The sequence below is a fragment of the Salipiger sp. ABN3_019 genome (assembly GCF_056158605.1).
The window spans coordinates 103,154-124,998 of the sequence record NZ_JBSWTP010000010.1 but is presented as its reverse complement, the minus strand read 5'-3'; the positions used below and the strand labels follow the sequence as shown (position 1 = coordinate 124,998).

The window sequence follows — 21,845 nt, the reverse complement described above, 5'->3', positions numbered from 1 at the left end:
CGGCGGTTTGCCCGCCAGTGGTTTTGCTTGCGCCAAAAGACGTAACACAAGCCCAAGCCACACAAAGCGCGTAATTATTGCCATCATTTGTAGTTTTGCTTAACTTACAACCATGGATACACGTCAGCTTGAAACCCTTCTCGCCATCGAGCAGCACGGCGGCTTCGCCGCTGCGGCGCAGGCGGTCAATCTCACCGCCTCTGCGGTCAGCCAGCAGGTCTCGGCGCTCGAGGCGGAACTGGGCGTGCGGCTCTACGACCGCACGCGCCGCCCGCCGGTGCTCACCGCCAAGGGCGCCGAAATGCTGCGCTCCGCCCGGCAGATCCTGCGCATCGTGACCGAGACCAAATCCTCGGTCAGCGGCGGCGAGGTTGGCGGAACGCTGGCGCTCGGCACATTGCGGACCGGGGCCAACTCATTGGTGCCGCAGGCGCTGGCGTCCCTGCGGGGACGCTTTCCCGAGCTGACCTATCGCCTGCGCATCGGCATGTCCGAAGAACTGATGGCCGAAGTGGTCTCGGGGCAGCTCGACGCCGCATTGGTGGCCGAGCATGTGGCGGTACCGCCAAGCCTGCGCTGGACCGAGGTACTGAGCGAGCCCTTGGTGGTGATCACCCCGCCGGGCACCGGCGGGCTGGCGATCCAAGACCTCATCCGCCGCGTGCCCTATATCCGCTACCGCACGCAGGTGCCGCTGGCACGGCAGATCGACACCGAGATCGCCCGGCTTGGCGTGGCGCCGCGGCAGGTGGTCTCGGTCAATACGATGACGGCGGTGGTGGGCTGCGTGCGCGCGGGGATGGGCTTTGCGATCATCCCCTATGTGGCGCTGCAGGATTTAATCACCGCGGCGCTGGACTGGTTTCCCTTCGGCGCGCCTCCCATTCACCGCAGGCTCGGGCTCGTGCAGCGCCCGACAAGCAGCCGCGCAGAGGTGCTCTCTGCGCTGATCGCCGCGCTGACCGAACACGGTCGCCCGCGCGACGATCACGATTGATCGCGGCAGATGCCCTCAGCTGCGGTCGTCGAGGATGCGCGCCAGCGCCGGGTCGTTGCCGAAGAACGGCTCGGCGGTGAGGGCCATCTCGCTCGACTGGTCGGGCTGGATCATCAGGCGTTGGCGCAGCTCGTTCTGGAACGGGCTGATCTTGCCCGAACGCCGGGCGCGCGCCTTCAGAAGCTCGCCTTCGATCGCGGCATCGATGTCGTGATATTCGCCCCGGGCGACCAGACCCTCGGCATAGGAGAGGATCTCTCCGCTGATGGTCACCGTCCGTGTCTTGCGCATGATCCAACCCCCCTCACTCGTGTGGCAGCGGCGGCCAGTGTAGCGCGAGTTGGCCCATGGGCCATCAGCAAAATTAACGTAGCGTTAAGACTTTTGTCGAAACTGCGACCTTAAAGAAAACCGGCCCGGACGGGGGAAACCGTCCGGGCCGGGGGATGTCATTGGCGCATGCGCCGAAGCGCGCGCGCGATCAGGCCCATTCGCCCTTGCGGAAGACCGGCACGCGGGTGCCATCCGCGCGGATGCCGTCGATATCAGTCTCCGGCCCGCCGATCATCCAGTCGACGTGGATCATCGAGCTGTTGCCGCCCTTGGCCGCGATCTCCTCGGCATTCAGCGAGGCGCCCTCGAGGAAGCACTTCGAATAGCACTGGCCAAGCGCGATGTGGCAGGCGGCGTTCTCGTCGAACAACGTGTTGTAGAACAGCAGACCCGACTGCGAGATCGGCGAGCCATGCGGCACCAGCGCCACTTCGCCAAGACGCGCCGCGCCCTCGTCGGTCGCCAGGAGTTCCTTCAGCACCGCCTCGCCCTTCTCGGCCTTGGCCTCGACGATGCGGCCGCCTTCGAACCGCACCTCGATGCCGTCAATCAGACTGCCCTGATGCGACAGCGGCTTGGTCGACCGCACGGTGCCTTCGACCTTCTGCGCGTGCGGCGTGGTGAACACTTCCTCGGTGGGGATGTTGGGATTGCACTGCACGCCGTTCTGCGCCGAACTGGCCCCGCCGTGCCACTCGTGATCATCGGCCAGCCCCACCGTCAGATCGGTGCCCGGACCGGTGAAATGCAGCGCCGCGAACCGTTCGGAGTTCAGCCATTCGGTGCGGGTGCGCAGCGCGGCGTTATGCTCGGCCCAAGCGGCGACGGGATCGGCCTGATCGACGCGCGAGGCGGCAAAGATCGCCTCGGCCAGCTTGGCCTGCGCCTCGGGTTCGGAAAGCTCGGGGAACATGCGCTTGGCCCATGCCACGCCCGGCCATGCGCAGATCGACCAGTTGATCTTGAAGTTGGTGATCTCTTCCATCGCCGGTTTGTAGGCCTTGGAGTTCGCCTTGCCGACTCGCGAGACCTTTGCCGGGTCCTGTTCAGCAAGCAGCATCGGGTCCTCGCCGACGATCGCCATGCGCGCCGCGCCCTCGCCGAAGGCCTCGGCCATACCGTTATAGAGCCAGCCGGGCGCCACATCGAAGGTGACGTCCTGACCGTCTTCGAAGCGCGCGAGCGCAACCTCCGAATCCGAAAGCAGCGGGGTCACCAGCGAGGCACCGGCGCGATAGGCGGCGCGGGTCACCGCCCGCACCAGCGGCAGCGCCGAAACCGGTGCGGTCAGCACAAGTTGCTGACCTTCCTGCAGGTTTACGCCGGTGCGCACGGCAACCTCGGCAAGGCGGTCGATCAGCTCGGGGTCGATGGCTGTGGACGTCATGGCAAGCTCCTTTTGTCTGTTTTGAGCGGTAAGCTGTGGCTCCGCCGGGCCGCCGTCAAGCAGATGAGCGCAGCAAAAGCCCATCCCCAAGGCCGATGACCATGCGTCACAGATGCGACACAAAAGCGACAGAGCCCTATGACAGATTGATGTCGCCGATCCTTTGGTGTTAGGAGGCCCGCCATGTTTCGGAAACTCTTGCATACGCTTCTTGGCCCGGCCTTCCGGCGGCCGCCGCAATTCCAGATCGCGGCGATGTGCTACCGCTATGCCCCGGACGGCGGCGCGCTCGAGGTTCTGCTGATCACATCGCGCGACACCGGGCGCTGGGTGGTGCCCAAGGGCTGGCCGAAGGCCGGACTCGACGCCGCAGGCGCCGCGATGGGCGAGGCGTGGGAAGAGGCCGGGGTCACCCCGCCCGTCGTTCCGCCCACCGAGATCGGCACCTACCACTATGACAAGCGGCTCGATGGCGGCCTGCCGGTGGACACCAAAGTGCATGTCTATGCGACCGAGGTCACGAAACTCGAAGATAACTTCCCCGAGGCCGGGCAGCGCGAGCGGCGCTGGGTCAGCCCCGAAGAGGCTGCGGGCATGGTTCAAGAACCAGAGCTCAGCGCCCTGTTCCGCCGCCTGCCGGCGATCCTGAAAGCGCTCGAAAAGTTTCGCTGACCGCCGCTCTCTGACTGACACGGATGAAGGATGCGGCGATGAGCGCGCATGACACCAATAAAGATTGGCCGACGCTGGACAAGGACCTCAACCGGATGTCCCTGCTCGAGTCGGCGTCGCTCTATACCGCGCGCCCGCTCGTCGGTCTGGGCGTCTCGCTGGTCTTTATCGCCCTGATGGCACTGCTCGCCGGTCTTGTCGCCGGTGCCACGCCCGGCACGATGATCATCGTCGTCGCCGCCGCCTTCGGAGCCTATATGGCGCTCAACATCGGCGCGAATGATGTGGCCAACAACATGGGCCCCGCCGTGGGCTCGAACGCGCTGTCGATGGCCGGGGCCATCGCCATTGCCGCGATCTGCGAAAGCGCCGGCGCGCTGCTGGCGGGCGGCGATGTGGTCTCGACCATTTCCAAGGGCATCATCGACCCCACCAGCCTCGATCACGGCGGACTCTTCGTGCAGGCGATGCTGGCGGCGCTGCTCTCGGCGGCGCTCTGGGTCAACCTCGCCACATGGATCGGCGCGCCGGTTTCCACCACCCATGCCGTCGTTGGCGGCGTGATGGGCGCGGGCATCGCCGCGGCGGGCTTTGCCACGGTGAACTGGCCAACCATGGGCGCCATCGCCGCAAGCTGGGTGATCTCGCCGGTGATGGGCGGGGTGATCGCCGCCGGGATGCTGGCCTTCATCAAGTGGCGGGTGATGTATGTCCCCGACCGTATCGCCGCCGCCCGTGTCTGGGTGCCGGTGCTGATCGGCCTGATGTCGGGCGCGTTTGCCACCTATCTCGCGCTCAAGGGCCTGAAGAAGGTGATGCATATCGACATGCCGATGGCGCTGCTGATCGGCCTTGGCGCGGCGATCCTCATCGGCCTGATCTCGGTGCCGCTGGTGCGCCGCCAGTCCGAAGGGCTGGAAAACCGCAACGCCTCGCTGAAGGTGCTGTTCCGGCTGCCGCTGGTGGTCTCGGCGGCGCTTCTGTCCTTTGCGCATGGCGCCAATGACGTGGCCAACGCCGTTGGCCCGCTGGCGGCCATCGTCGATGCGCTGCAGACCGGCACCGAAGGCGCGTCCGAAGTGTCCATCCCGCTTTGGGTGATGGTGATCGGCGCGGTGGGCATCTCCTGCGGTCTGATCCTCTTCGGCCCGCGGCTCATTCGCATGGTCGGCAGCCAGATCACCAAGCTCAACCCGATGCGCGCCTATTGCGTGGCGCTCTCGGCAGCGGTGACGGTGATCATCGCCTCGTGGCTCGGCCTGCCGGTCAGCTCCACCCATATCGCCGTTGGCGGCATCTTCGGCGTGGGCTTTTTCCGCGAATGGTACATGGCCCGCCGCGCCCGCAAACTGAACAAGGCCAATGGCCGCAAGCCGCTTCCGGTGGAAGAGCGTCAGCGCCGCAAACTGGTGCGCCGCTCGCATTTCCTGACCATCGCCGCCGCGTGGGTGGTCACCGTCCCGGCCTCGGCATTGCTGTCGGCGGTATGCTTCTATCTCATCTCGGCCATGCTCGGCTGACCCTAATCGACGCTTTACGGACTCGGATGCAGGGTATATAGCGCACCCTTTCCCGGCGCCCTGACTCGGTCTAACTCCTCGTACCGACATCCTTCGCCGACAGTCCTTGGATCGGATCTCAGACTTTGAAACAGACCCTCGCAGCCGCTCTGCAAGCCCGCGGATACGAAACACTCACCCCGGTACAGGAAGCGGTGACCGACACCGCGCTCGCCGGTGCCGACCTTCTGGTTTCCGCCCAGACCGGCTCTGGCAAGACGGTGGGCTTCGGCCTCGCCATCGCCCCCGCCGTTCTGGGTGACGCCGAAAGCTTCGGCGCCGCCGGTGCCCCCGAAGCGCTGATCATCGCGCCGACGCGCGAGCTGGCGCTGCAGGTGAAACGCGAACTGTCGTGGCTCTATGCCGAAGCGGGCGCCGTGATGGCCTCCTGCGTGGGCGGCATGGACGCGCGCACCGAGCGTCGGGCGCTGGAGCGCGGCGCGCATATCGTCGTCGCCACCCCCGGCCGTCTTTGCGACCACCTACGCCGCGGCGCGCTTGACCTGTCGCAGGTCAAGGCCGTGGTGCTCGACGAGGCCGACGAGATGCTCGACCTCGGCTTCCGCGAAGACCTCGAGACCATTCTCGAAGCCTCCAACCCCGAGCGGCAGACCCTGCTGTTCTCGGCCACCGTCTCGCCGCAGATCGCGCAGCTGGCGCAGCGCTACCAGCGCGACTCGCAGCGCGTCTCGGTGCAGGGCGGTTCGAAGCAGCACTCGGACATCTCCTATCAGGCGATCACCGTGGCGCAGGGCGATCAGGAAAACGCGATCACCAACCTGCTGCGCTTTCACGAAGCGCCCAATGCCATCGTCTTTGCCAACACCCGCGCCACCGTGGCGCGGCTGGTCACGCGTCTGACCAACCGCGGCTTCGCCGTGGTCGGCCTTTCGGGCGAGCTGAGCCAGGACGAACGCAGCCACGCGCTGCAGGCGATGCGCGACGGTCGCGCCCGCGTCTGTGTGGCCACCGATGTGGCCGCCCGCGGCATCGACCTGCCGAACCTCGATCTGGTGATCCACGCCGAACTGCCGCAAAGCAACGAAGCGCTGCTGCACCGCTCGGGCCGCACCGGCCGCGCCGGTCGCAAGGGTATCTCGGCGCTGATCGTGCAGCTGCGCGACCGCAAGAAGGCCGAGCGCATCATGCGCTTTGCCAAGGTCGAGGCCGAATGGCTCGAAGCCCCCAGCGCCGATGCCGTCCTTGAAAAGGACGAAGCCCGCCTGATGGGTGATCCGATCTGGACCGATCCCTCGCCCGAGACCGACGAGACGCTGATCAAGCAGATCACCGAGAAATACTCGGCAGAGCAGATCGCCGCCGCCATGGTCCGCCAGTGGCGCGGCCTGCGCTCTGCCCCCGAGGAACTGCTGCCGGTGGATGCGCGCCCCGAGCGCGCGCCGCGCTCCGAGCCCTTTGGCCCGAGCCGCTGGTTCACCGTGACCGTGGGCCGTGAAGGCAATGCCAACCCGCGTTGGCTGCTGCCGAAGATCTGCCGCGCCGGCCAGATCACCCGCGAGTTGCTTGGCGCCATCCGCATCGCCGATGAGCTGACCTACGTCGAGATCGCCGCCAATGCGGTCGACGGTTTCCTCGAGGCGCTCGGCCCCGACATGGAAGTGGCGCAGGGCCTCGTGATGGAAGAGGTCGATGGCCTCCCGGAGGAACTGAAAGGCGCGCCGCGCGGCCCCAAGAAGCCCGGCGGCTTCAAGAAGGACGGCGGCGGGTTCCGCAAGGAAGGCGGCTTCAAGAAGAAGGCCTTCGGCGGCCCCGGCAAAGGTGGCTTCAAGCGCAAGTCCGAGGACGGCGACTTCGACCGCCCGCGCCGTGACGGCGACAAGCCCAAGGGCAAGTTCGGTGCCAAGAAGACCTTCCGCGACACCGACGGTGCCCACAAGAAAGCCGGCCCCAAGAAGCACCGCAAGGGCTGAGGCTCCGCTTACAGAATGACAAAAAGGCCGCCGGACTATCCGGCGGCCTTTTCTGTTGGGTTTGGACATTTTGCGAGCCGGGCGAGCGCCGGCCCGGGGGGTGGCGCAAATCCACTCGAGGTCTGCACTTTATCCCTGCCAAATCCGAGCACCCCGCGAGCGCAGCACAACAATGACAAAGCGCCAGCCCGTGGGGACGGGCCGGCGCTTGCCCGGCGGCCTTCGGCTTTGTTCCGGGCCACAGCGTCAGTGCGCCGCGCCCCCTGCCCCGGCTTTCGGCGGCTTCATCGCCAGCGCCATCACCGCCAGCCCGGCAAAGAGCACGGTGATCAGCATGAACACGTCGATGAAGGACATCACCGTCGCCTGCTGCGCCACGCGCCCGGCCATCTGCTGCAGCGCGCCCTTGTCGCCGTCGATGCCCTGCGCCGCGAGGTTCTGCGCAAGCATGTCGAGCTGCCGCAGCGCCTCGGGGTTGTTCCAGTTCACCGCCTCATTGAGCCGCGCCGTGTGCAGCGCCCCCCGGTCGGTGAGCAGCGTGTTGATCACCGCCAGCCCCACCGCGCCGCCAAGGTTGCGCATCAGGTTGTAAAGGCCCGAGGCGCTCTTCATCTTCTCCGGCGGCAGCGTGCCAAGCGCGAGGTTGTTGATCGGCACCATGCAGATCATTAGCGACAGCCCGCGCAGCACCTGCGGCCAGAGCAGCTCTTGGAAGTCCCACTCGGCGGTCATGCCGGTCAGCATCCACGACGACACCCCGAAGCCCAGAAAGCCCAGCAACAGCATCAGCCGCAGGTCCATCTTCGACGACAGGATGCCCGCCAGCGGTGCCGAGGCGAACATCGCAAGCCCCGAGACAAAGACCGTCTGCCCGGTCATCAGGCTGTCGTAATCGCGGATCGAGCTCAGGTAGAGCGGGTAGAGATAGGTCATCCCGTAAAGCCCGATGCCCATCACGAAGCTGAACAGCGATCCGACGGCAAAGTTGGTGTCGGAAAAGGCCGAGAAATCCACCACCGGGTTCTTCAGGGTGAACGCCCGCCAGAAGGTGATGACGCCGCCCACGACCATGACCACGAACAGCACGGCGACGATCTCATCCTGAAACCAGTCGTTGCCCGGCCCTTCTTCCAGCACGTATTCCATCGCGCCAAGGAAACAGGCCAGCGCGCCAAGGCCGATCCAGTCGAACGTGTCAAAGAGCTTCCACTCGGGCTTGTCGAAATCCACCAGCGCCAGCACGCCGATGGTCACAAGGATGCCCGCCGGGACGTTCACCAGAAACAGCCAGTGCCAGCTCATCGCGTGGCTGAGATAGCCCCCCACTGTGGGGCCCACCGTGGGCGCCAGCGTCGCCACCAGCCCGATCATCGGCGAGACGATGGCCCGTTTCGAGGCCGGGAACAGCGTGAAGGCCGCGGCGAAAACCGACGGGATCATGCCGCCGCCCAGAAAGCCCTGCACCGCGCGCCACAGGATCATCTCACCTATCGAGCCCGACGTGGCGCAAAGGAACGAGGCGATGGTGAAGCCCCCCGCCGACACGGCAAACAGATAGCGCGTCGACATCATCCGCCCCAGAAGGCCCGAGAGCGGGATCATGATCACCTCGGCGATGAGATACGAGGTCTGCACCCAGCTGATCTCATCCGATGAGGCGCCAAGACCCGCCTGAATCTCCGGCAGCGAGGCCGAGACGATCTGAATGTCGAGGATCGCCATGAACATGCCGAAGACCATGACGAAAAACGCCGCGACCCTGCGCGGCGTCAGCTCGGGTTCTCCGGCCTTGATATCTGCGTCGGTGCTCATTCCGAGACCCCTGCAACTTCGGTGCCCTCAGGCGCGGTGCGCTGGTCGATCTCCACCACCACCGACAGGCCCGCGCGCAGGCCGGGGGTGTCCTCGGGCAGTTCGATCCGCACCGGCACGCGCTGCACGATCTTGGTGAAGTTGCCGGTGGCATTGTCCGCCGGCAGCAGCGAGAAGACCGAGCCCGTGGCCGGCGCGACCGAAACCACGCGGCCTTCGATCTCATGGCCTTCCAGCGCGTCGATGCTGACCTTCGCGGTCTCGCCGGGCTGGATATGGGCGAGCTGGGTTTCTTTGTAGTTGGCCTCGACGTAGAGCCCGTGGTCCGGCACCACGGCGGCAAGCCGCGCGCCGATGCTGACCAACTCGCCTTCTTCGATGGCGATATTGGCGACCGTGCCGTCAAAGGGCGCGCGCAGCACCGTGTGATCGAGGTCGCGCTGCGCCTGCGCGATGTCGAGTTCCATCTCGCGGCGGCTGCTCTCGGTCTCAGCGCGCTCGGCTTTCAGCACTTCGACCTGTGCCTCAGCCCCCTTGATCGCCGCCTCGGCGGCGGCCTTGTTTGCCTTGGCGGTCTCAAGCGCCTCATTGGCATCGTCGAGATCGGCCTGCGAGGTTACCTTGCGCTCGGCCAGTCCCTGCGCCCGCACCTGAGCCGTTTGCGCCGTGCGCAGCGCGGCCTCAGCGGCGGAAAGCTCGGCTTCGGCCTGCGTGACGCTGGCCTGCGCCGCGGCGGTCTGCGCGTCGATCCGGGCCAGCGTGCGCTCGAGTGTCGGCAATTGCGCCTGCGCCTGTTCCAGCGCGATGCGGTAGTCGCCATCTTCGATACGCACCAGCACGTCCCCTTTGGAGACATGCTGGTTGGCCTGCACCGGGATCTCTTCGACGTAGCCCTGCAGCTTGGACGAGACCAGCGAGAGATCCGCCTGCACATAGGCATCGTCGGTCTCGACCATGAACCGCCCCTCGGTCCACCAGCCATAGCCCTCATATCCCCCGGCCAGCAGTGCGATCAGCGCGATCCCCCCAAGGATGCGCTTCTTCCGTCCGGACTTTTTCGGCGGCGCCGCGTCTTCGTGAGTGGTGGCCTGTTCAGGCTGCGACGCTGCGGGACGTGTGTCGGGATCGGTGGCTTCAATGCGGTCGTGACGGGACATGGGGCGGACTTTCGGATCTCGGGACAAAGCACCAAGCGGGGGGAGATTCGACGGATCGAACCGCTCGGTTCGATACCACATAGGCGGGTGCCCTTACGAAATCAAGACTTCATCGAACCGGTCGGTTCGATTATATCAGAGGCATGAAACTCGATATCCTCTCGGAGCGGGCCAAGGCCTGCGCGCAAAAACGCCGCCACGCGGCGGGCGAAGATCCTCAGAAGCGCCGTCAGATCCTCGACGGCGCATGGCAGGTCTTTGTCGATCAGGGATTCGACGCTGCCTCGATGAACAGCATCTGCAAGGCGGCGGGGGTCTCGAAGGGCACGCTCTATGTCTACTTCGAGAATAAGGAAGATCTCTTCGTCGCGCTGGTCGAGGAGAAGCGAAAGGATTTCTTTGATGGCATCTTCGAGCGTCTGGCCGACGCCGGGACCATCGAAGAAAGGCTCTATGCCTATGCCATGGGCCTGTCGACGCAGCTCAATTCCGAAGAGGTGATCCGCGCGCAGCGCATCGTCATCAGCGTGGTCGAGCGCATGCCCGAATTGGGCACGCGCTTTTACGATGCAGGCGCACGGCATTTCCTGAGCTGCCTGCAGGATTTCCTGCAGCGCGAGACCGAGGCGGGCAACCTCAAGGTCACCGACACCGAGCTAGCCGCCGGTCAGTTCGTGGAACTTTCGACCACGCTCACATGGCGGCCACGGCTCTTTGGCCGCCGCCCCGATGCGCCGAGCGAGGATGAAATCGCCCGCGTCGCAAAGGACGCGGTGCGCGTTTTCTTGGCGGCCTACGGCACCTGAGGGCGCCTAAAGCCGCCGCCGGGCAAACTGGCGTTTAGCCTGCGCGGGTCAGCATCCCAAACAGATCGCGGGGATCGTCGGGGTCGGCCAGCAGGTCAAGCTGCTCGCAGAACGCCCCACCCTCGACCAGCCGGTGCACGTAGCGCAGCGCCGAGAAATCCTCGATCGCAAAGCCGACCGAGTCAAACAGCGTGATCTGCTTCGGCTCGCGCCGTCCGGCCACCTCGCCGCGCATCACCTGCCACAGTTCGGTCACCGGGTGATCTTCGTCCAGCTGCTGGATTTCGCCCTCGATCCGGGTCTGCTCGGGGTATTCCACGAAGATGTCCGAGCGCAGAAGGATATCGCGGTGCAGCTCGGTCTTGCCCGGGCAGTCGCCGCCGATGGCGTTGATGTGCACGCCGCTGCCAACCATATTGTCGGTCAGGATCGTGGCATATTGCTTGTCGGCGGTGCAGGTGGTGATCACCTGCGCCCCTTCGACCGCCGCTTCCGGGCTGTCGCAGCGCACAACGTCGAAGCCCTGCGCCAGAAGGTTCCGCTCGGCCTTGTCGGTCGCCGCCGGGTCCACATCATAAAGCCGCAGGCGGTTGATGCCGCAAAGCGCGCGGAAGGCCAGCGCCTGAAATTCGCATTGCGCGCCATTGCCGATCATCGCCATGACCTCGGCCCCTTTCGGCGCAAGGTATTTGCCGACCAGCGCCGAGGTCGCCGCCGTGCGCAGCGCGGTCAGCAGGGTCATCTCGGTGAGCAGGATCGGATAGCCATTGGCCACCGACGAAAGCACGCCGAAGGCGGTGACAGTCTGATAGCCCTCGCGCATGTTCTTGGGGTGACCGTTGACGTATTTGAAGCCGTAGTTTTCGGCATCCGCCGTCGGCATCAGCTCGATCACCCCGTCGCGCGAGTGGCTGGCGACGCGCGGTGTCTTGTCGAACTCGGGCCAGCGTTTGAAGTCATCCTCGATCACCTCGGCAAGCCCGGTGATGAAGGCTTCGACGCCATGGGCGTGCACGAGTTTCATCATGTTCTCGACCGACACGAAGGGCACGAAGGCCAGCGCCGAGGGTTTGAGATCGGAAGGGTTCACGGCCATCATCAGAAGCTCCGGGTCATACGGTCAAGCACGCGGCGGCCAAAGAGGCTCGCCGTCAGGTCGCACAGCAGTTTCGCCGTGCGCCCGCGCTCATCGAGGAAAGGGTTAAGCTCAACAAGGTCGAGCGAGCGCACCAGCCCGGAGTCCCCGAGGGTCTCCATGATCAGATGCGCCTCGCGGAAGGTGGCGCCGCCGGGCACGGTGGTGCCCACGGCGGGCGCAATGCCCGGTTCGAGGAAATCCACGTCGAAGCTGACGTGCAGCAGACCGTTCGCTGCCTTTACCTTTTCGAGAAAGGTCTTCAGCGGCGCCAGAACGCCGGTCTCGTCGATGGCGCGCATGTCGTGCACCTCGATCCCATGTTCCGAGATCAGCCTGTGCTCGGCCCGGTCGACCGAGCGGATGCCCATCATGCAGATGTTCTGGGTCGGCACGGCGGCGGCGAGCGGCGGGTAGGCGTCATTGCCGGACTGGCCGGTGAAATAGTTCACCGGAGTACCGTGCAGATTGCCGCTTTCCGTGGTGTCGAGCGAATGCAGATCGGGGTGCGCATCGAGCCAGAGCACAAAGAGCGGACGCCCCTGCTCTTGCGCGTAGCGCGCCATCCCCGCGACGGTGCCCGCTGACATCGAGTGATCGCCACCCATGAAGATCGGCAGATCATGCGCGCTGGCGGCGTCGAAAGCGGCGGCTTCCAGCACCTCGATCCATGCGATGGTTTCGGCGAGGTTGTGGATCGCGCCATTGGCGTGTCCCCGCGGGGACACCGCGGGAATGCTGAGGTCGCCAAGGTCGGTCACCTGCCAGTCGAGCCCGGCCAAGGTCGGCTCGAGCCCGGCGGTGCGCAGGCTGGCGGGCCCCATCAGGCAGCCCGGTTGCGACGCGCCGGTCTGGATCGGGGCGCCGAGAAGGGAACAGGTTCTGGGCATGGTCTCTCCGTTATGCTTGCGCGCATGATGCCGCGAGTTGCTGACGAATGTGATCGTCAATGTGATCAAAACGCATTAGTATCTGCTCACTTTGATCAGCATATGAGTCAAACCGTACAGCATGAGCCCACTTCCGAAAACCGACCGTGCGATCATCGCCGCGCTGCGCGGCGACGCGCGCATGCCGATCACGCAGCTTGCGCAGACCGTTGGCATCTCGCGCACCACCGCGCGCGCCCGGCTCGAGGCGCTGGTGGCCGAAGGGCGGATCCGGCGGTTCACCATCGAGACCGATCAGGATGTGGAAGGCGAGGTGCGCGCGATCACCATGGTAGAGCTGCAGGGGCGGCTGTCGCGCAATGTGATCCGCACGCTGACGCGCATCCCCGAGGTCTCGACCATCCACGCCACCAACGGCGCATGGGATCTGGTGGTGGAGATCAGGACGGACTCGCTGGTGAATTTCGACCGGGTGCTGCGCGAGATCCGCGACGTGCCGGGGGTGCTCAACTCGGAAAGCAGCCTGCTTTTGGCGCATGTGTCGGGATGAAGCCGGACAAGCGCCGGCCCGTGGGGTGGCGCTGCGGCGTCGGAGGTTAGCACTTTATGTCAGGCAGATCCGACGAACCTCGATCCCCTGCGCTTCAATGAAAAAGCGCCAGCCCGCCCGGACGGGCCGGCGCTTGTCCGGCGGCGCTACGCGCCTTGTTCCGGACTTTCGCCTTCGGCATCCTCCGACAGCGCCTTGAGACGGCGCAGCAGGGCCGCGTCGCGGAAGGCGACATCCTTGGCAAAGCTTTCCTCGGTCGGCGTGCCATAGGCCTCGGTCAGCATGGCGCGGGTGTCGGGATCAAGCCGCGCGTCGCCCAGATCGTCCCACCATGTCTCGACCGCCTCGCCGAGGTGATCGAGGAAATGCCCCATGCCGCCGACGCCGCCCGCCAGCGCAAAGATCTTGCCCTGCCCGATGAAGGCCCACCTCTGGCCCGGCCCCATGGACGCCGCAAGGTCGATGTCCTGCATCGACGCCACGCCCTCGCGCGCAAGGTAGACGCTTTCGCGCAGCACAGCGGCCTGCAGGCGGTTGGCGATATGGCCGATCATCTCGCGGTTCAGCTTGATCGGCACCTTGCCCACCGATGTGTACAAGGCCATCGCGGCCTCGACCGCCGCCGCCGAGGTCAGCTTGCCCGGCACCACTTCGACCAGCGGCACAAGGTGCGGCGGGTTGAACGGGTGACCAACCACCAGCCGCTCGGGGTGTGTCATCTCGGCCTGCAACTCGCTGGGCATGATGCCGCTGGTCGACGAGGCGATCACCACGTCCGGCGCCAGCGCCGACTCGAGCTTGGCGTAGGTCTCACGCTTGATCTCGATGCGCTCGGGGGCGTTTTCTTGCACCAGGTCCGCGCCGGTGGCGGCCTCTTCGGGGCTGGCGAAAAACGCAAGCGCGGCGAGCGCATCCTCGGCGCTGCGGCCCGAGGTCTGGCCAAGCGCTTCCATCGACGGCCATGCGGCGCGGATGAACTCGCGGAGCTTGGCTTCGGCTCCGGCGCCGGGATCGCTGGCGCGGACGCTGAGACCGGCGCCAAGGAACAGCGTCGCCCAGCTGGCACCGATGGTGCCGGTGCCGATGACGGCGATGGTCTGGGGAAGGGTTGGGGATGACATGGGAAAACCTCTCGGATTCGGGAAATCGCGCATGGCTGGGCGGAAACCGCCTCGCTTGCGCGCACCCTAGCCGTTTGCGCGGCGGGCGAAAGGCCCCTCGGTGGGCGCAGCGCCCACCGCCGCCCGCCATGCCGCGGCGTAATCCGCCAGCGCCGCCCGGTCCAATGTGACCGCGTGCGGCTGCACCGCCCCTTTCGGTGCCACGCCGGTCGCCAGAAGCGCCGCGCCGATGCTGGTGCCGGTGGCCGAAGGCGAGCAGGCAATCTGGCGCCCGGTCGCGACGGCGAGCATGTCGAGCAGAAGATCATTGCGGGCGAATGGCCCTTCGACAAGGATCGGCCCTTCGGCCCCGATCAGCGACAGGCATTCGGCGGTCATCAGCCCGAGGTAGAACGCAAGCGCCACGGATTTCTCGCCCGGGCTCATCGCCGCGCTCCAGCCGCCCTGCTGGCCGGGGAACGGCCCCGAGCTGAGCTCGACCGAGGGCCGCAAATGCGCACCCCGTGCCAAGACTGCGGCCACATCAGCGGGATCATGCGGCGCGATCTGCGCTTTCAACAGATCGTATTCGCGCCCGCCCATGAAGCGCGCCGACGGGGTCGGCCCGCCATCCGCGTTGACGTTGATCAGCAGATCGCGCGCCGGATCGAGCGCTATCTGCCGCCCCCCCACCGCCATGGAGATCACCCATGTCCCGGTGGAGACCACCGCAAAGGGCTGCGGCAGGCTGCGCAGATGCGGCAGCAGCGAGGCGTTGGAATCGTGGATGCCGGACATCACGGGGGTGTCCGGCGCAAGCCCGGTGCGGGCGGCGATCTGCGGCAGGATGTGCCCGGCGCAGTCGCTGGCATGATTGAGCGGCGCCATCTTCCCCTCGAGCCCCAGCGCCGCGACCAGCGGCGAAAAGCCCGCCTCGCGCGGCATCCACAGATCGGTGTGACAGCCAAGCGAGGTATATTCGCAGCCAAAGCACCCGGTGAGCCGGCCCGACCAATACTGCGGATAGGTCACCACCTGCGCCAGCCGGTCACGCAGGCCCGTCTGAGTTTGCAGCAGCCAATGCAGCTGCGCCCCGGCATTGAGCCCCATCGGCAGCCGCGGCGAGCCGGTCCGGGCAAAGCCGGGCCGGATGGCGTCATACGCCTCGGCCAGATCGTCGGGACCTGTGTGTTCGTAATCCAGCACCGGGCAGGCAAGTTCCCCGGCGCTGTCCAGCAGCGCCAGCGAGGCGCCATGGGTGGTGATGCTGATCGCGTCGATCCCCTGCTCGGCCTGCAGCGCGCTCAGCCCCTCCATCAGAAACTCCCAAAGCCCGTCGATGTCGTAATGCGGATAGGGCCCGTCCGTCCGGACGGTGTTGGGCCGCGTCCGCACGGCGATCTCGGACAGGCTCTGCATATCGACCAAGGCCAGCTTGGCGTTGGTCTTGCCGATGTCCCAGACGGCGACACGGCGTGGAGGGTTCCGCCCGCTCATGGCAGATGAAACATCGGTTGCAGCGGCACGGCCAGCGGTTCGTTGTCGGGGTTGGTCTGCATGATATCGGCCATATGCGCCCACCAGCGCTGCATGACCTCGGTCTGCGGCAGCGCGTCCATACCGTGATCCTCGCACCGCCAAAGCACACCGAAGAGATGGTTGGTCTCGGGGTCGAGGTGGATCGAGTAATCCTCGACGCCCGCGTCTTTCAGCAATGCGGCCAGTTCGGGCCAGATCGCATCATGGCGGCGTTTGTACTCTTCGGCGCAGCCGGGGTTGAGCACCATGCGGAAAGCATATTTCTCCATCAGCGCCTCCACATCGCCCAGAGCCGCGGCAGGGCGATCACCCCGATCAGCAGCGCGCCGATGAAGATCGACATGACGATGCCCGGCACGTTCAGAAGCCCGAGCCCGAAGGTCACCAGCCCCATGACGAAGGCGGCGATCACCACGCCGGGGATAGAGCCCGAGCCGCCGAGGATCGACACGCCGCCGAGCACCACCATGGTCACCACCTCAAGCTCCCAGCCAAAGGCGATGGAGGGCCGCGTCGAGCCGAGCCGCGACGTCAGGCAGATCGCCGCGACGCCCGACATGAGCCCGGTCAGCAGGAAGAGGATGAACTTCACCCGCGCCACGCGGATGCCGGAAAAGCTGGCGGCGGTGGGGTTGTTGCCGATGGCATAGACCATGCGGCCAAAGTTGGTCCGATGCAGCAGCAGGTAATAGAGCACGGCGAGCAGCGCGAAGAGTACGAACTCGAAGGAGATCACCCAAGCGACGTAGCCTTGGCCGAAGAAGGCGAACTCGGGCGGGTAGCCGCGGTAAGCGCCGTCGCCGAGCACGATATAGGAAATGCCGCGGAAGAGGCTCATCGTGCCGATGGTGACCACGATCGACGGCAGCCCCATCTTTGTCACCAGCAGCCCGTTGACCGTGCCGCAGATCAGACCCGTGGCAAGGCCGATCAGCACCAGCTCGGGGGTGCCCGCCCCATATTGCGCGGCGGCGCCCATGGCGGTGGAGGCCAATGCGATGATCGAGGCGACCGAAAGGTCGATCTCGCCGCTGATGATCAGCAGCGCCATGGCAAAGGCGATCATCGCCTTTTCGGTGAAGTTGAAGGTGGCGTCGCTGAGGTTCCACGCGTCGAGGAAATAGGGCGAGGCGAAACTGTTGGCGGTGAAGATCGCCACCGCCACGGCAAAGAGCAACAGTTCCCAGCTTTTCAGCAGCCGCTGGACCGGGCTGTGCAGCCGGTCGGGGATGTGACGCGGGGCCGTCTTGTCATGATGGGTATCTGTATGGTTATCGGTGGGCCCGTTTTTGGCCGTGTCGCCTTTCGCGATGATAGCGCTATCGGTCATGCGTGGCCCTCCGCCCGCTTGAGGATGATACGGCCTCTCGAGCGCCCCGAGCGGGCGTTGAACGCCACCGCGACGATGATCGCCGTGCCGGAGATGGCCAGTTGCCAGAAGGGGGAGATGTCGACCACCGGCAGGGCGTTCTTGACGATGCCCAGAAACAGCGCCCCGAGGAGCGTGCCGAGGATCGTCCCAGCCCCTCCGGCGATCGAGATGCCGCCGATCACGCAGGCGGCGACCACCTCCAGCTCGAACCCGCCGGCAATGTCCACATAGGCCACCGAGTAGCGCGCCACCCAAAGATAGCCCGTCAGCCCAGCCAGCATGCCCGAGATGGTGAAGGCCATGAACTGCGTGCGGCCCACGTCGATGCCGGTGTAGACCGCCGCATGCGGGTTACCGCCCACGGCGTAGAAGGCCCGGCCCAGCGGCGCGCGGGCGATGCCGATCAGAAACAGCGCGGTGACGGCGATGGCGATCCATGCGAGGACCGGCAGGCCTAGCAGGTTGGCCCGCGGAAAGCCGGTGAAGGCCGCGCTCATCTCATGCGCATTGACCCATGCGCCGCCGGAGATGACGAAGATGATGCCGCGATAGATGGTCATCGTGCCCAGCGTCACCACGATGGGCGGGATGTTCAGCTTCCACACGAGCAGCCCGTTGAACATGCCCATGAGTGCCCCCATGGCGAGCGCGAGCAGCAGGATCACCGCCACCGGCACGCCGGGATAGGCGGCGTTGAGCATGGCGCAGACCATGCCGGTGAGCGCGAGATTGGCGGCCACCGACAGGTCGATGCAGCGGGTGAGGATCACCACGGTCTGCCCCAGCGCCAGCAGGATCAGCGGCGAGGTGTCGGTGAAGACCCGCACAAGGTTGCCGGGCGCCACAAAGGCCGGAAAGCGGCTGGCGATCAGCGCGAGCAGCGCAAGGATGGCCGCGCAGAGGATCGCTTCGCGGGATTTCAGGAAGGTCGTCATACACAGGCTCCCTGGTCAGGCGCAGAAACCAGAGGGCGGTTGGGGGCGCTGCCCCCTCTTCGCTGCGCGAATTCACCCCCGGCGTATTTGGAAAGAGAAGAAGCGGCATGGGCGGGCGCGCGGGTCATGGCTGCGCTCCGATCCCGGCGGCGTGGCGGACGAGGTTTTCCGGGGTCAGCGCATCGCCCTCCAGCTCGGCGGCAATGAGGCCCTCGCGCATGACGATGACGCGGTCGGACATGCCCAGCACCTCGGGGATTTCCGAGCTGACCATGATCACCGACAGGCCCTGCGCGGCAAGTTCGGCCATGAATCCATGCACGGCGGCCTTGGAGCCGATGTCGATGCCCTTGGTGGGCTCGTCGAGGATGATCACCTTGGGCTGGGTCGCCAGCCATTTGGCGATCACCACCTTCTGCTGGTTGCCGCCCGAGAGATTGCCGACGTCCTGATCCAGCGCGGCGGCGCGCAGGTCGAGGCGTTCGGTATACTCGCGCGCGAGGACAAATTCCTGCGACAGCCGCAGGAAGCCGCGGCGCGAGGTCTGCGCCAGCGAGGGCAGCGTGACATTCTGGAAGATCGGCAGGCCGATGACGGCGCCCTGCTTGCCGCGATCCTCGGGCACATAGACGATGCCATTTTCGACCGCCTCGGCGGGCGAGCGGATCACCCGCACCTGCCCGTCGATGCGCACCGCGCCCTTGCTGGGTCTGGTCACGCCAAACAGCGCCTGCATCACCTCGGAGCGCCCGGCCCCCACCAGACCGTAAAAGCCGAGGATCTCGCCCCGGCGCAGGGTGAAATTGATCTCGTCGAACTCGGTGGGATGGGCGTAGCCCACCACTTTCAGCACCTCATCGCCGACGTTATGGGCGCGCTGCGGAAAGATCTGATCCACCGAGCGGCCCACCATCAGGCGCACCAGTTCGGCCTCATCGACCTCTGAGATGAGACCCGAGCCCACGTGCTGCCCGTCGCGAAACACCGTGTAGCGGTCGGCGATGCGGAAGATCTCGTCGAACTTATGGGAGATGAAGAGGATCGCGCGGCCCTCGGCGCGCAGCCGCTCGACCAGTTCATAAAGCTCTTCGATTTCTTTGTGCGACAGCGCGGCGGTGGGCTCGTCCATGATGACCACGCGCGCGTCCACCGACAGCGCGCGGGCGATGGCCACGAGGTGTTTCGAGGCGATGCCAAGCTCGCGCAGCGGCATGTCGGGATCGAGATCGGCGTCGATGCGCGACAGGATCTCCTGCGCGGCCTTGCGCATCTTCGGCCAGTCGATCAGCCCGAAGCGGCCGCGCGGCGCGTGACCGATGAAGATGTTCTCGGCGACGGAAAGCTCGTCGAAGAGCACCGTCTCCTGATGGATCGCGGTGATCCCGGCGGCGGTGGCGTCCTGCGCGGTGGCGAAATGCACCGGCGCGCCGCCAAGGGTGATGGTGCCGCCATCGGGCTGATAGATGCCGGTGAGCGTTTTCACGATGGTCGATTTGCCCGCGCCATTCTCGCCCACCAGCGCGGTGACCTGACCGGGGTAAAGCTCGAGCGTGACCCCATCGAGCGCCTTCACGCCGGGAAATGTCTTGGTGATCCCCTCGAGCCGCAGCACGGGCGCGGCATCGGCCGGCGCTGCTGCGACGGGCGGGGTGGTGAGGCTGACTTGCATCGAGGCCCCCGGGTTCATGGGTTTGGGTGCAACCCCGGCGCTGCGGCGCGCCGGGGCCAGACTCTGCGCCGGGTTCAGGCGCGGATCAGAAGATGCTCTTGAACTCGTCGATATTGCTGGCGTCATAGACGAAGGGATCGGCCATGGCGCCCTCATTGTTGTCATCGAGGGTCAGCGTGCCCATGCGGCCCATGGGGATCTCGGCGCCCGGTGCGGCCTCGGCGTCGCCGGTGGCCAGCTCATAGGCGAGATAGGTGGCCGAATAGCCCAGATCGATCGGGTTCCAGATGGCAAAGCTTTTCGACGCGCCGCTCTCGATCGCGCCCGCCATCTCGGACGGCAGGCCAAGGCCGGTGACATTCACCTGCCCCACTTTGCCAGCGTCCTCGACCGCACGCGCGGCGGCGACGATGCCCACCGAGGTCGGCGCGATGATCGCGTCGAGGTCGGGATAGGTCTGCATCAGGCCCTGCGCCTCGCGGTAGGATTTGTCGGCAAGATCGTCGCCATAAACCGTGGTCACCACCTCGATGCCCGGATAGTCGCCCATCACCTTGTTCATCTCGTCGATCCAGATGTTCTGGTTCGTCGATGTGGTGGTGGCCGAGAGCACCGCGACCTCACCGCCCTCGGGCAGATTGTCGGCGGCGAGCTTGATGATCATATTGCCGATAAGCGGGTTCGACGAGGGGTTGAGATGCAGTTGCCGCCCCTCGGGCGCGACGCCGCTGTCCCATGAGATCACCGTGATGCCGCGCTGCATCGCCTTCTTCAGGGCGGGCACCAGCGCGTCGGTGTCATTGGCCGAGACCGCGATGGCGTCCACGCGCTGTGCGATCAGCGAGTTGATCACCTCGATCTGCCCTTCGGCGGTGGTGTCGGTGGGGCCGGTGTAGATCACCTCGACATTGCCAAGCTCGCTGGCGGCCTCCTCGGCGCCTTTGGCGGCGGCCTCGAAGAAGCCGATGCCGAGCGCTTTCACCACCAGCGCGATGCGGACATTGTCCTGCGCCTGCGCGGCACCGCCCGCCAGCATCAGCGCCGCAAGCGCCGTGCCTCCGAAAATCCGTCTCGTAATGCCCATTGTCTCCTCCCTAAGTTATGAGCCGTTCCTTATGTGCCGCGGCGGTCACCCCGCCCCGGCGTCTCGCACTCGACCGGTCTGCGCCACGATCAGCCGGATCTCGGCTGCCTCCAACATCGAGGCGGTGCGGTCGGAAATGCCTTCATCGGTAATCACGATGTCGATGCGCTCGAGCGGGCAGAGCACGAGGCTCGAGCGGTTGTCGAATTTCGAACTGTCGACCAGCACGACCAGCTCGTCGGCCTGATCGATGAGCTTCTCTTCTGCCTGAATCAGCAGCGGGTCGGCTTCCATCAGCCCGATGGGCCCCAGAGCGTGGGCCCCCATGAACATGCGCTTGGCATAATAGTGCCGTGTCATGTCGCTCGCGAAGGGCGACAGGATGATGTTCTGTTCGCGGTAGAGCGCCCCACCGGGCAGCATCACCGTGTTCTTGGAATTCTTCAGCAGATGTTCGGCGATGGGAAAACTGTTGGTCAGCACCTGCAGCCGGCGGTTGGCCAGCGGGTGCACCATCTGAAAGGTGGTTGTCCCGCCGTTGATGATGATCGCCTCGCCATCATCGCAGAGCGCCACGGCCTCGCGGGCGATGGCCTGCTTCTGGTCGCTGTTGATCGCCTGGTTCACCGCGAAGGTGCGCCCGGCCAGCCCCGGCAGCGGCGGCGGGGTCAGCGCCTCGGCGCCGCCACGGACACGGCGCAGCCGCTTGGCGGCATGCAGCGTGGCAATGTCGCGCCGGATCGTCGCCTCGGAGGTGCCGGTCAGAGACACGAGTTCCGAGACCGTCACGATCGGCCGCTCCTGAACAGCAGACAATATGATCCTATGGCGCTCGGTTTCGTGCATCGGGTCCTCCTGTTCCGCTCAGATTGGACGAATCCCTCATCAAGTCAATCACGTTTTTTCATTTTCAATCA

The 21,845-nt window shown here is 65.8% G+C and carries 20 protein-coding genes; 6 read left to right on the top strand and 14 right to left on the bottom strand.

Annotated elements, in window-relative coordinates:
* Nucleotides 1-112 precede the first annotated feature (112 nt).
* Nucleotides 113-997: a LysR family transcriptional regulator gene (locus ACXAD2_RS22610; RefSeq protein ID WP_475175316.1), complete on the top strand. Its 885-nt coding sequence runs from the start codon at nucleotides 113-115 to the stop codon at nucleotides 995-997.
* Between the two features lie 15 nt (nucleotides 998-1,012).
* Here the strand turns inward: ACXAD2_RS22610 and ACXAD2_RS22605 are convergent, their stop codons facing one another.
* Nucleotides 1,013-1,288, bottom strand: coding sequence for a hypothetical protein (locus ACXAD2_RS22605; protein ID WP_066108367.1), 276 nt, complete (start codon nucleotides 1,286-1,288; stop codon nucleotides 1,013-1,015).
* 190 nt (nucleotides 1,289-1,478) lie between these two features.
* The gene (locus tag ACXAD2_RS22600; protein ID WP_164179348.1) at nucleotides 1,479-2,717 is read right to left on the bottom strand and encodes an aminopeptidase; all 1,239 of its coding nucleotides are present in this window, start codon (nucleotides 2,715-2,717) and stop codon (nucleotides 1,479-1,481) included.
* A gap of 183 nt (nucleotides 2,718-2,900) precedes the next feature.
* Between ACXAD2_RS22600 and ACXAD2_RS22595 the strand changes: the two genes are divergently transcribed.
* The 3 genes from ACXAD2_RS22595 (at nucleotide 2,901) to ACXAD2_RS22585 (ending at nucleotide 6,879) form a co-directional block, all read left to right on the top strand.
* The gene (locus ACXAD2_RS22595; protein WP_475175309.1) at nucleotides 2,901-3,389 is read left to right on the top strand and encodes an NUDIX hydrolase; all 489 of its coding nucleotides are present in this window, start codon (nucleotides 2,901-2,903) and stop codon (nucleotides 3,387-3,389) included.
* Between the two features lie 38 nt (nucleotides 3,390-3,427).
* Nucleotides 3,428-4,909, top strand: coding sequence for an inorganic phosphate transporter (locus tag ACXAD2_RS22590; RefSeq protein WP_066110411.1), 1,482 nt, complete (start codon nucleotides 3,428-3,430; stop codon nucleotides 4,907-4,909).
* A 125-nt stretch (nucleotides 4,910-5,034) separates the two neighbouring features.
* The gene (locus ACXAD2_RS22585) at nucleotides 5,035-6,879 is read left to right on the top strand and encodes a DEAD/DEAH box helicase (protein WP_475175305.1); all 1,845 of its coding nucleotides are present in this window, start codon (nucleotides 5,035-5,037) and stop codon (nucleotides 6,877-6,879) included.
* Nucleotides 6,880-7,125: 246 nt separating this feature from the next.
* Here the strand turns inward: ACXAD2_RS22585 and ACXAD2_RS22580 are convergent, their stop codons facing one another.
* Together ACXAD2_RS22580 and ACXAD2_RS22575 are read right to left on the bottom strand one after the other, a co-directional pair.
* Nucleotides 7,126-8,691: a DHA2 family efflux MFS transporter permease subunit gene (locus ACXAD2_RS22580; protein WP_475175302.1), complete on the bottom strand. Its 1,566-nt coding sequence runs from the start codon at nucleotides 8,689-8,691 to the stop codon at nucleotides 7,126-7,128.
* Nucleotides 8,688-9,848, bottom strand: a complete 1,161-nt coding sequence (locus tag ACXAD2_RS22575) for an HlyD family secretion protein (RefSeq protein WP_475175300.1) — start codon at nucleotides 9,846-9,848, stop codon at nucleotides 8,688-8,690. The genes ACXAD2_RS22580 and ACXAD2_RS22575 overlap by 4 nt, the downstream gene beginning before the upstream one ends.
* 143 nt (nucleotides 9,849-9,991) lie before the next feature.
* Here ACXAD2_RS22575 and ACXAD2_RS22570 point away from each other — a divergent pair, with 143 nt between their 5' ends.
* Nucleotides 9,992-10,654 (top strand): TetR/AcrR family transcriptional regulator, encoded by a 663-nt coding sequence (locus ACXAD2_RS22570; protein ID WP_475175296.1) that lies wholly within the window; start codon nucleotides 9,992-9,994, stop codon nucleotides 10,652-10,654.
* A 34-nt stretch (nucleotides 10,655-10,688) separates the two neighbouring features.
* Here ACXAD2_RS22570 and ACXAD2_RS22565 read toward each other — a convergent pair whose 3' ends face one another.
* Complete coding sequence (locus ACXAD2_RS22565) at nucleotides 10,689-11,750, bottom strand: ornithine cyclodeaminase (protein ID WP_475178353.1); 1,062 nt, start codon at nucleotides 11,748-11,750, stop codon at nucleotides 10,689-10,691.
* 2 nt (nucleotides 11,751-11,752) lie between these two features.
* Entirely contained in the window at nucleotides 11,753-12,679 is a 927-nt protein-coding gene (gene rocF, locus ACXAD2_RS22560; RefSeq protein WP_066108345.1) for an arginase, read from the bottom strand.
* A 121-nt stretch (nucleotides 12,680-12,800) separates the two neighbouring features.
* Between rocF and ACXAD2_RS22555 the strand changes: the two genes are divergently transcribed.
* Nucleotides 12,801-13,229, top strand: a complete 429-nt coding sequence (locus tag ACXAD2_RS22555) for an Lrp/AsnC family transcriptional regulator (RefSeq protein ID WP_066108342.1) — start codon at nucleotides 12,801-12,803, stop codon at nucleotides 13,227-13,229.
* Nucleotides 13,230-13,375: 146 nt separating this feature from the next.
* Here the strand turns inward: ACXAD2_RS22555 and ACXAD2_RS22550 are convergent, their stop codons facing one another.
* The 8 genes from ACXAD2_RS22550 to ACXAD2_RS22515 form a co-directional block, all read right to left on the bottom strand.
* Nucleotides 13,376-14,350 (bottom strand): 3-hydroxyacyl-CoA dehydrogenase NAD-binding domain-containing protein, encoded by a 975-nt coding sequence (locus tag ACXAD2_RS22550; RefSeq protein ID WP_475175289.1) that lies wholly within the window; start codon nucleotides 14,348-14,350, stop codon nucleotides 13,376-13,378.
* A 66-nt stretch (nucleotides 14,351-14,416) separates the two neighbouring features.
* Nucleotides 14,417-15,826, bottom strand: a complete 1,410-nt coding sequence (locus ACXAD2_RS22545; RefSeq protein ID WP_475175285.1) for an FGGY-family carbohydrate kinase — start codon at nucleotides 15,824-15,826, stop codon at nucleotides 14,417-14,419.
* Nucleotides 15,823-16,137, bottom strand: a complete 315-nt coding sequence (rhaM, locus tag ACXAD2_RS22540) for an L-rhamnose mutarotase (RefSeq protein WP_475175281.1) — start codon at nucleotides 16,135-16,137, stop codon at nucleotides 15,823-15,825. Before rhaM ends, ACXAD2_RS22545 begins: the two co-directional genes overlap by 4 nt.
* Nucleotides 16,137-17,198 carry an ABC transporter permease gene (locus ACXAD2_RS22535; RefSeq protein WP_475175279.1) on the bottom strand — a complete coding sequence of 354 codons (1,062 nt, stop codon included), beginning with the start codon at nucleotides 17,196-17,198 and terminating at the stop codon, nucleotides 16,137-16,139. The genes rhaM and ACXAD2_RS22535 overlap by 1 nt, the downstream gene beginning before the upstream one ends.
* A complete protein-coding gene (locus tag ACXAD2_RS22530; RefSeq protein WP_164179327.1) occupies nucleotides 17,195-18,175 on the bottom strand; it encodes an ABC transporter permease in 981 nt (326 codons plus the stop codon). Before ACXAD2_RS22530 ends, ACXAD2_RS22535 begins: the two co-directional genes overlap by 4 nt.
* A 124-nt stretch (nucleotides 18,176-18,299) precedes the next feature.
* Nucleotides 18,300-19,844, bottom strand: a complete 1,545-nt coding sequence (locus ACXAD2_RS22525) for a sugar ABC transporter ATP-binding protein (protein WP_475175275.1) — start codon at nucleotides 19,842-19,844, stop codon at nucleotides 18,300-18,302.
* An 85-nt stretch (nucleotides 19,845-19,929) separates the two neighbouring features.
* Nucleotides 19,930-20,928: a rhamnose ABC transporter substrate-binding protein gene (gene rhaS, locus ACXAD2_RS22520; protein WP_475175272.1), complete on the bottom strand. Its 999-nt coding sequence runs from the start codon at nucleotides 20,926-20,928 to the stop codon at nucleotides 19,930-19,932.
* 45 nt (nucleotides 20,929-20,973) lie between these two features.
* Entirely contained in the window at nucleotides 20,974-21,774 is an 801-nt protein-coding gene (locus ACXAD2_RS22515) for a DeoR/GlpR family DNA-binding transcription regulator (protein WP_164179324.1), read from the bottom strand.
* Nucleotides 21,775-21,845: the final 71 nt, after the last annotated feature.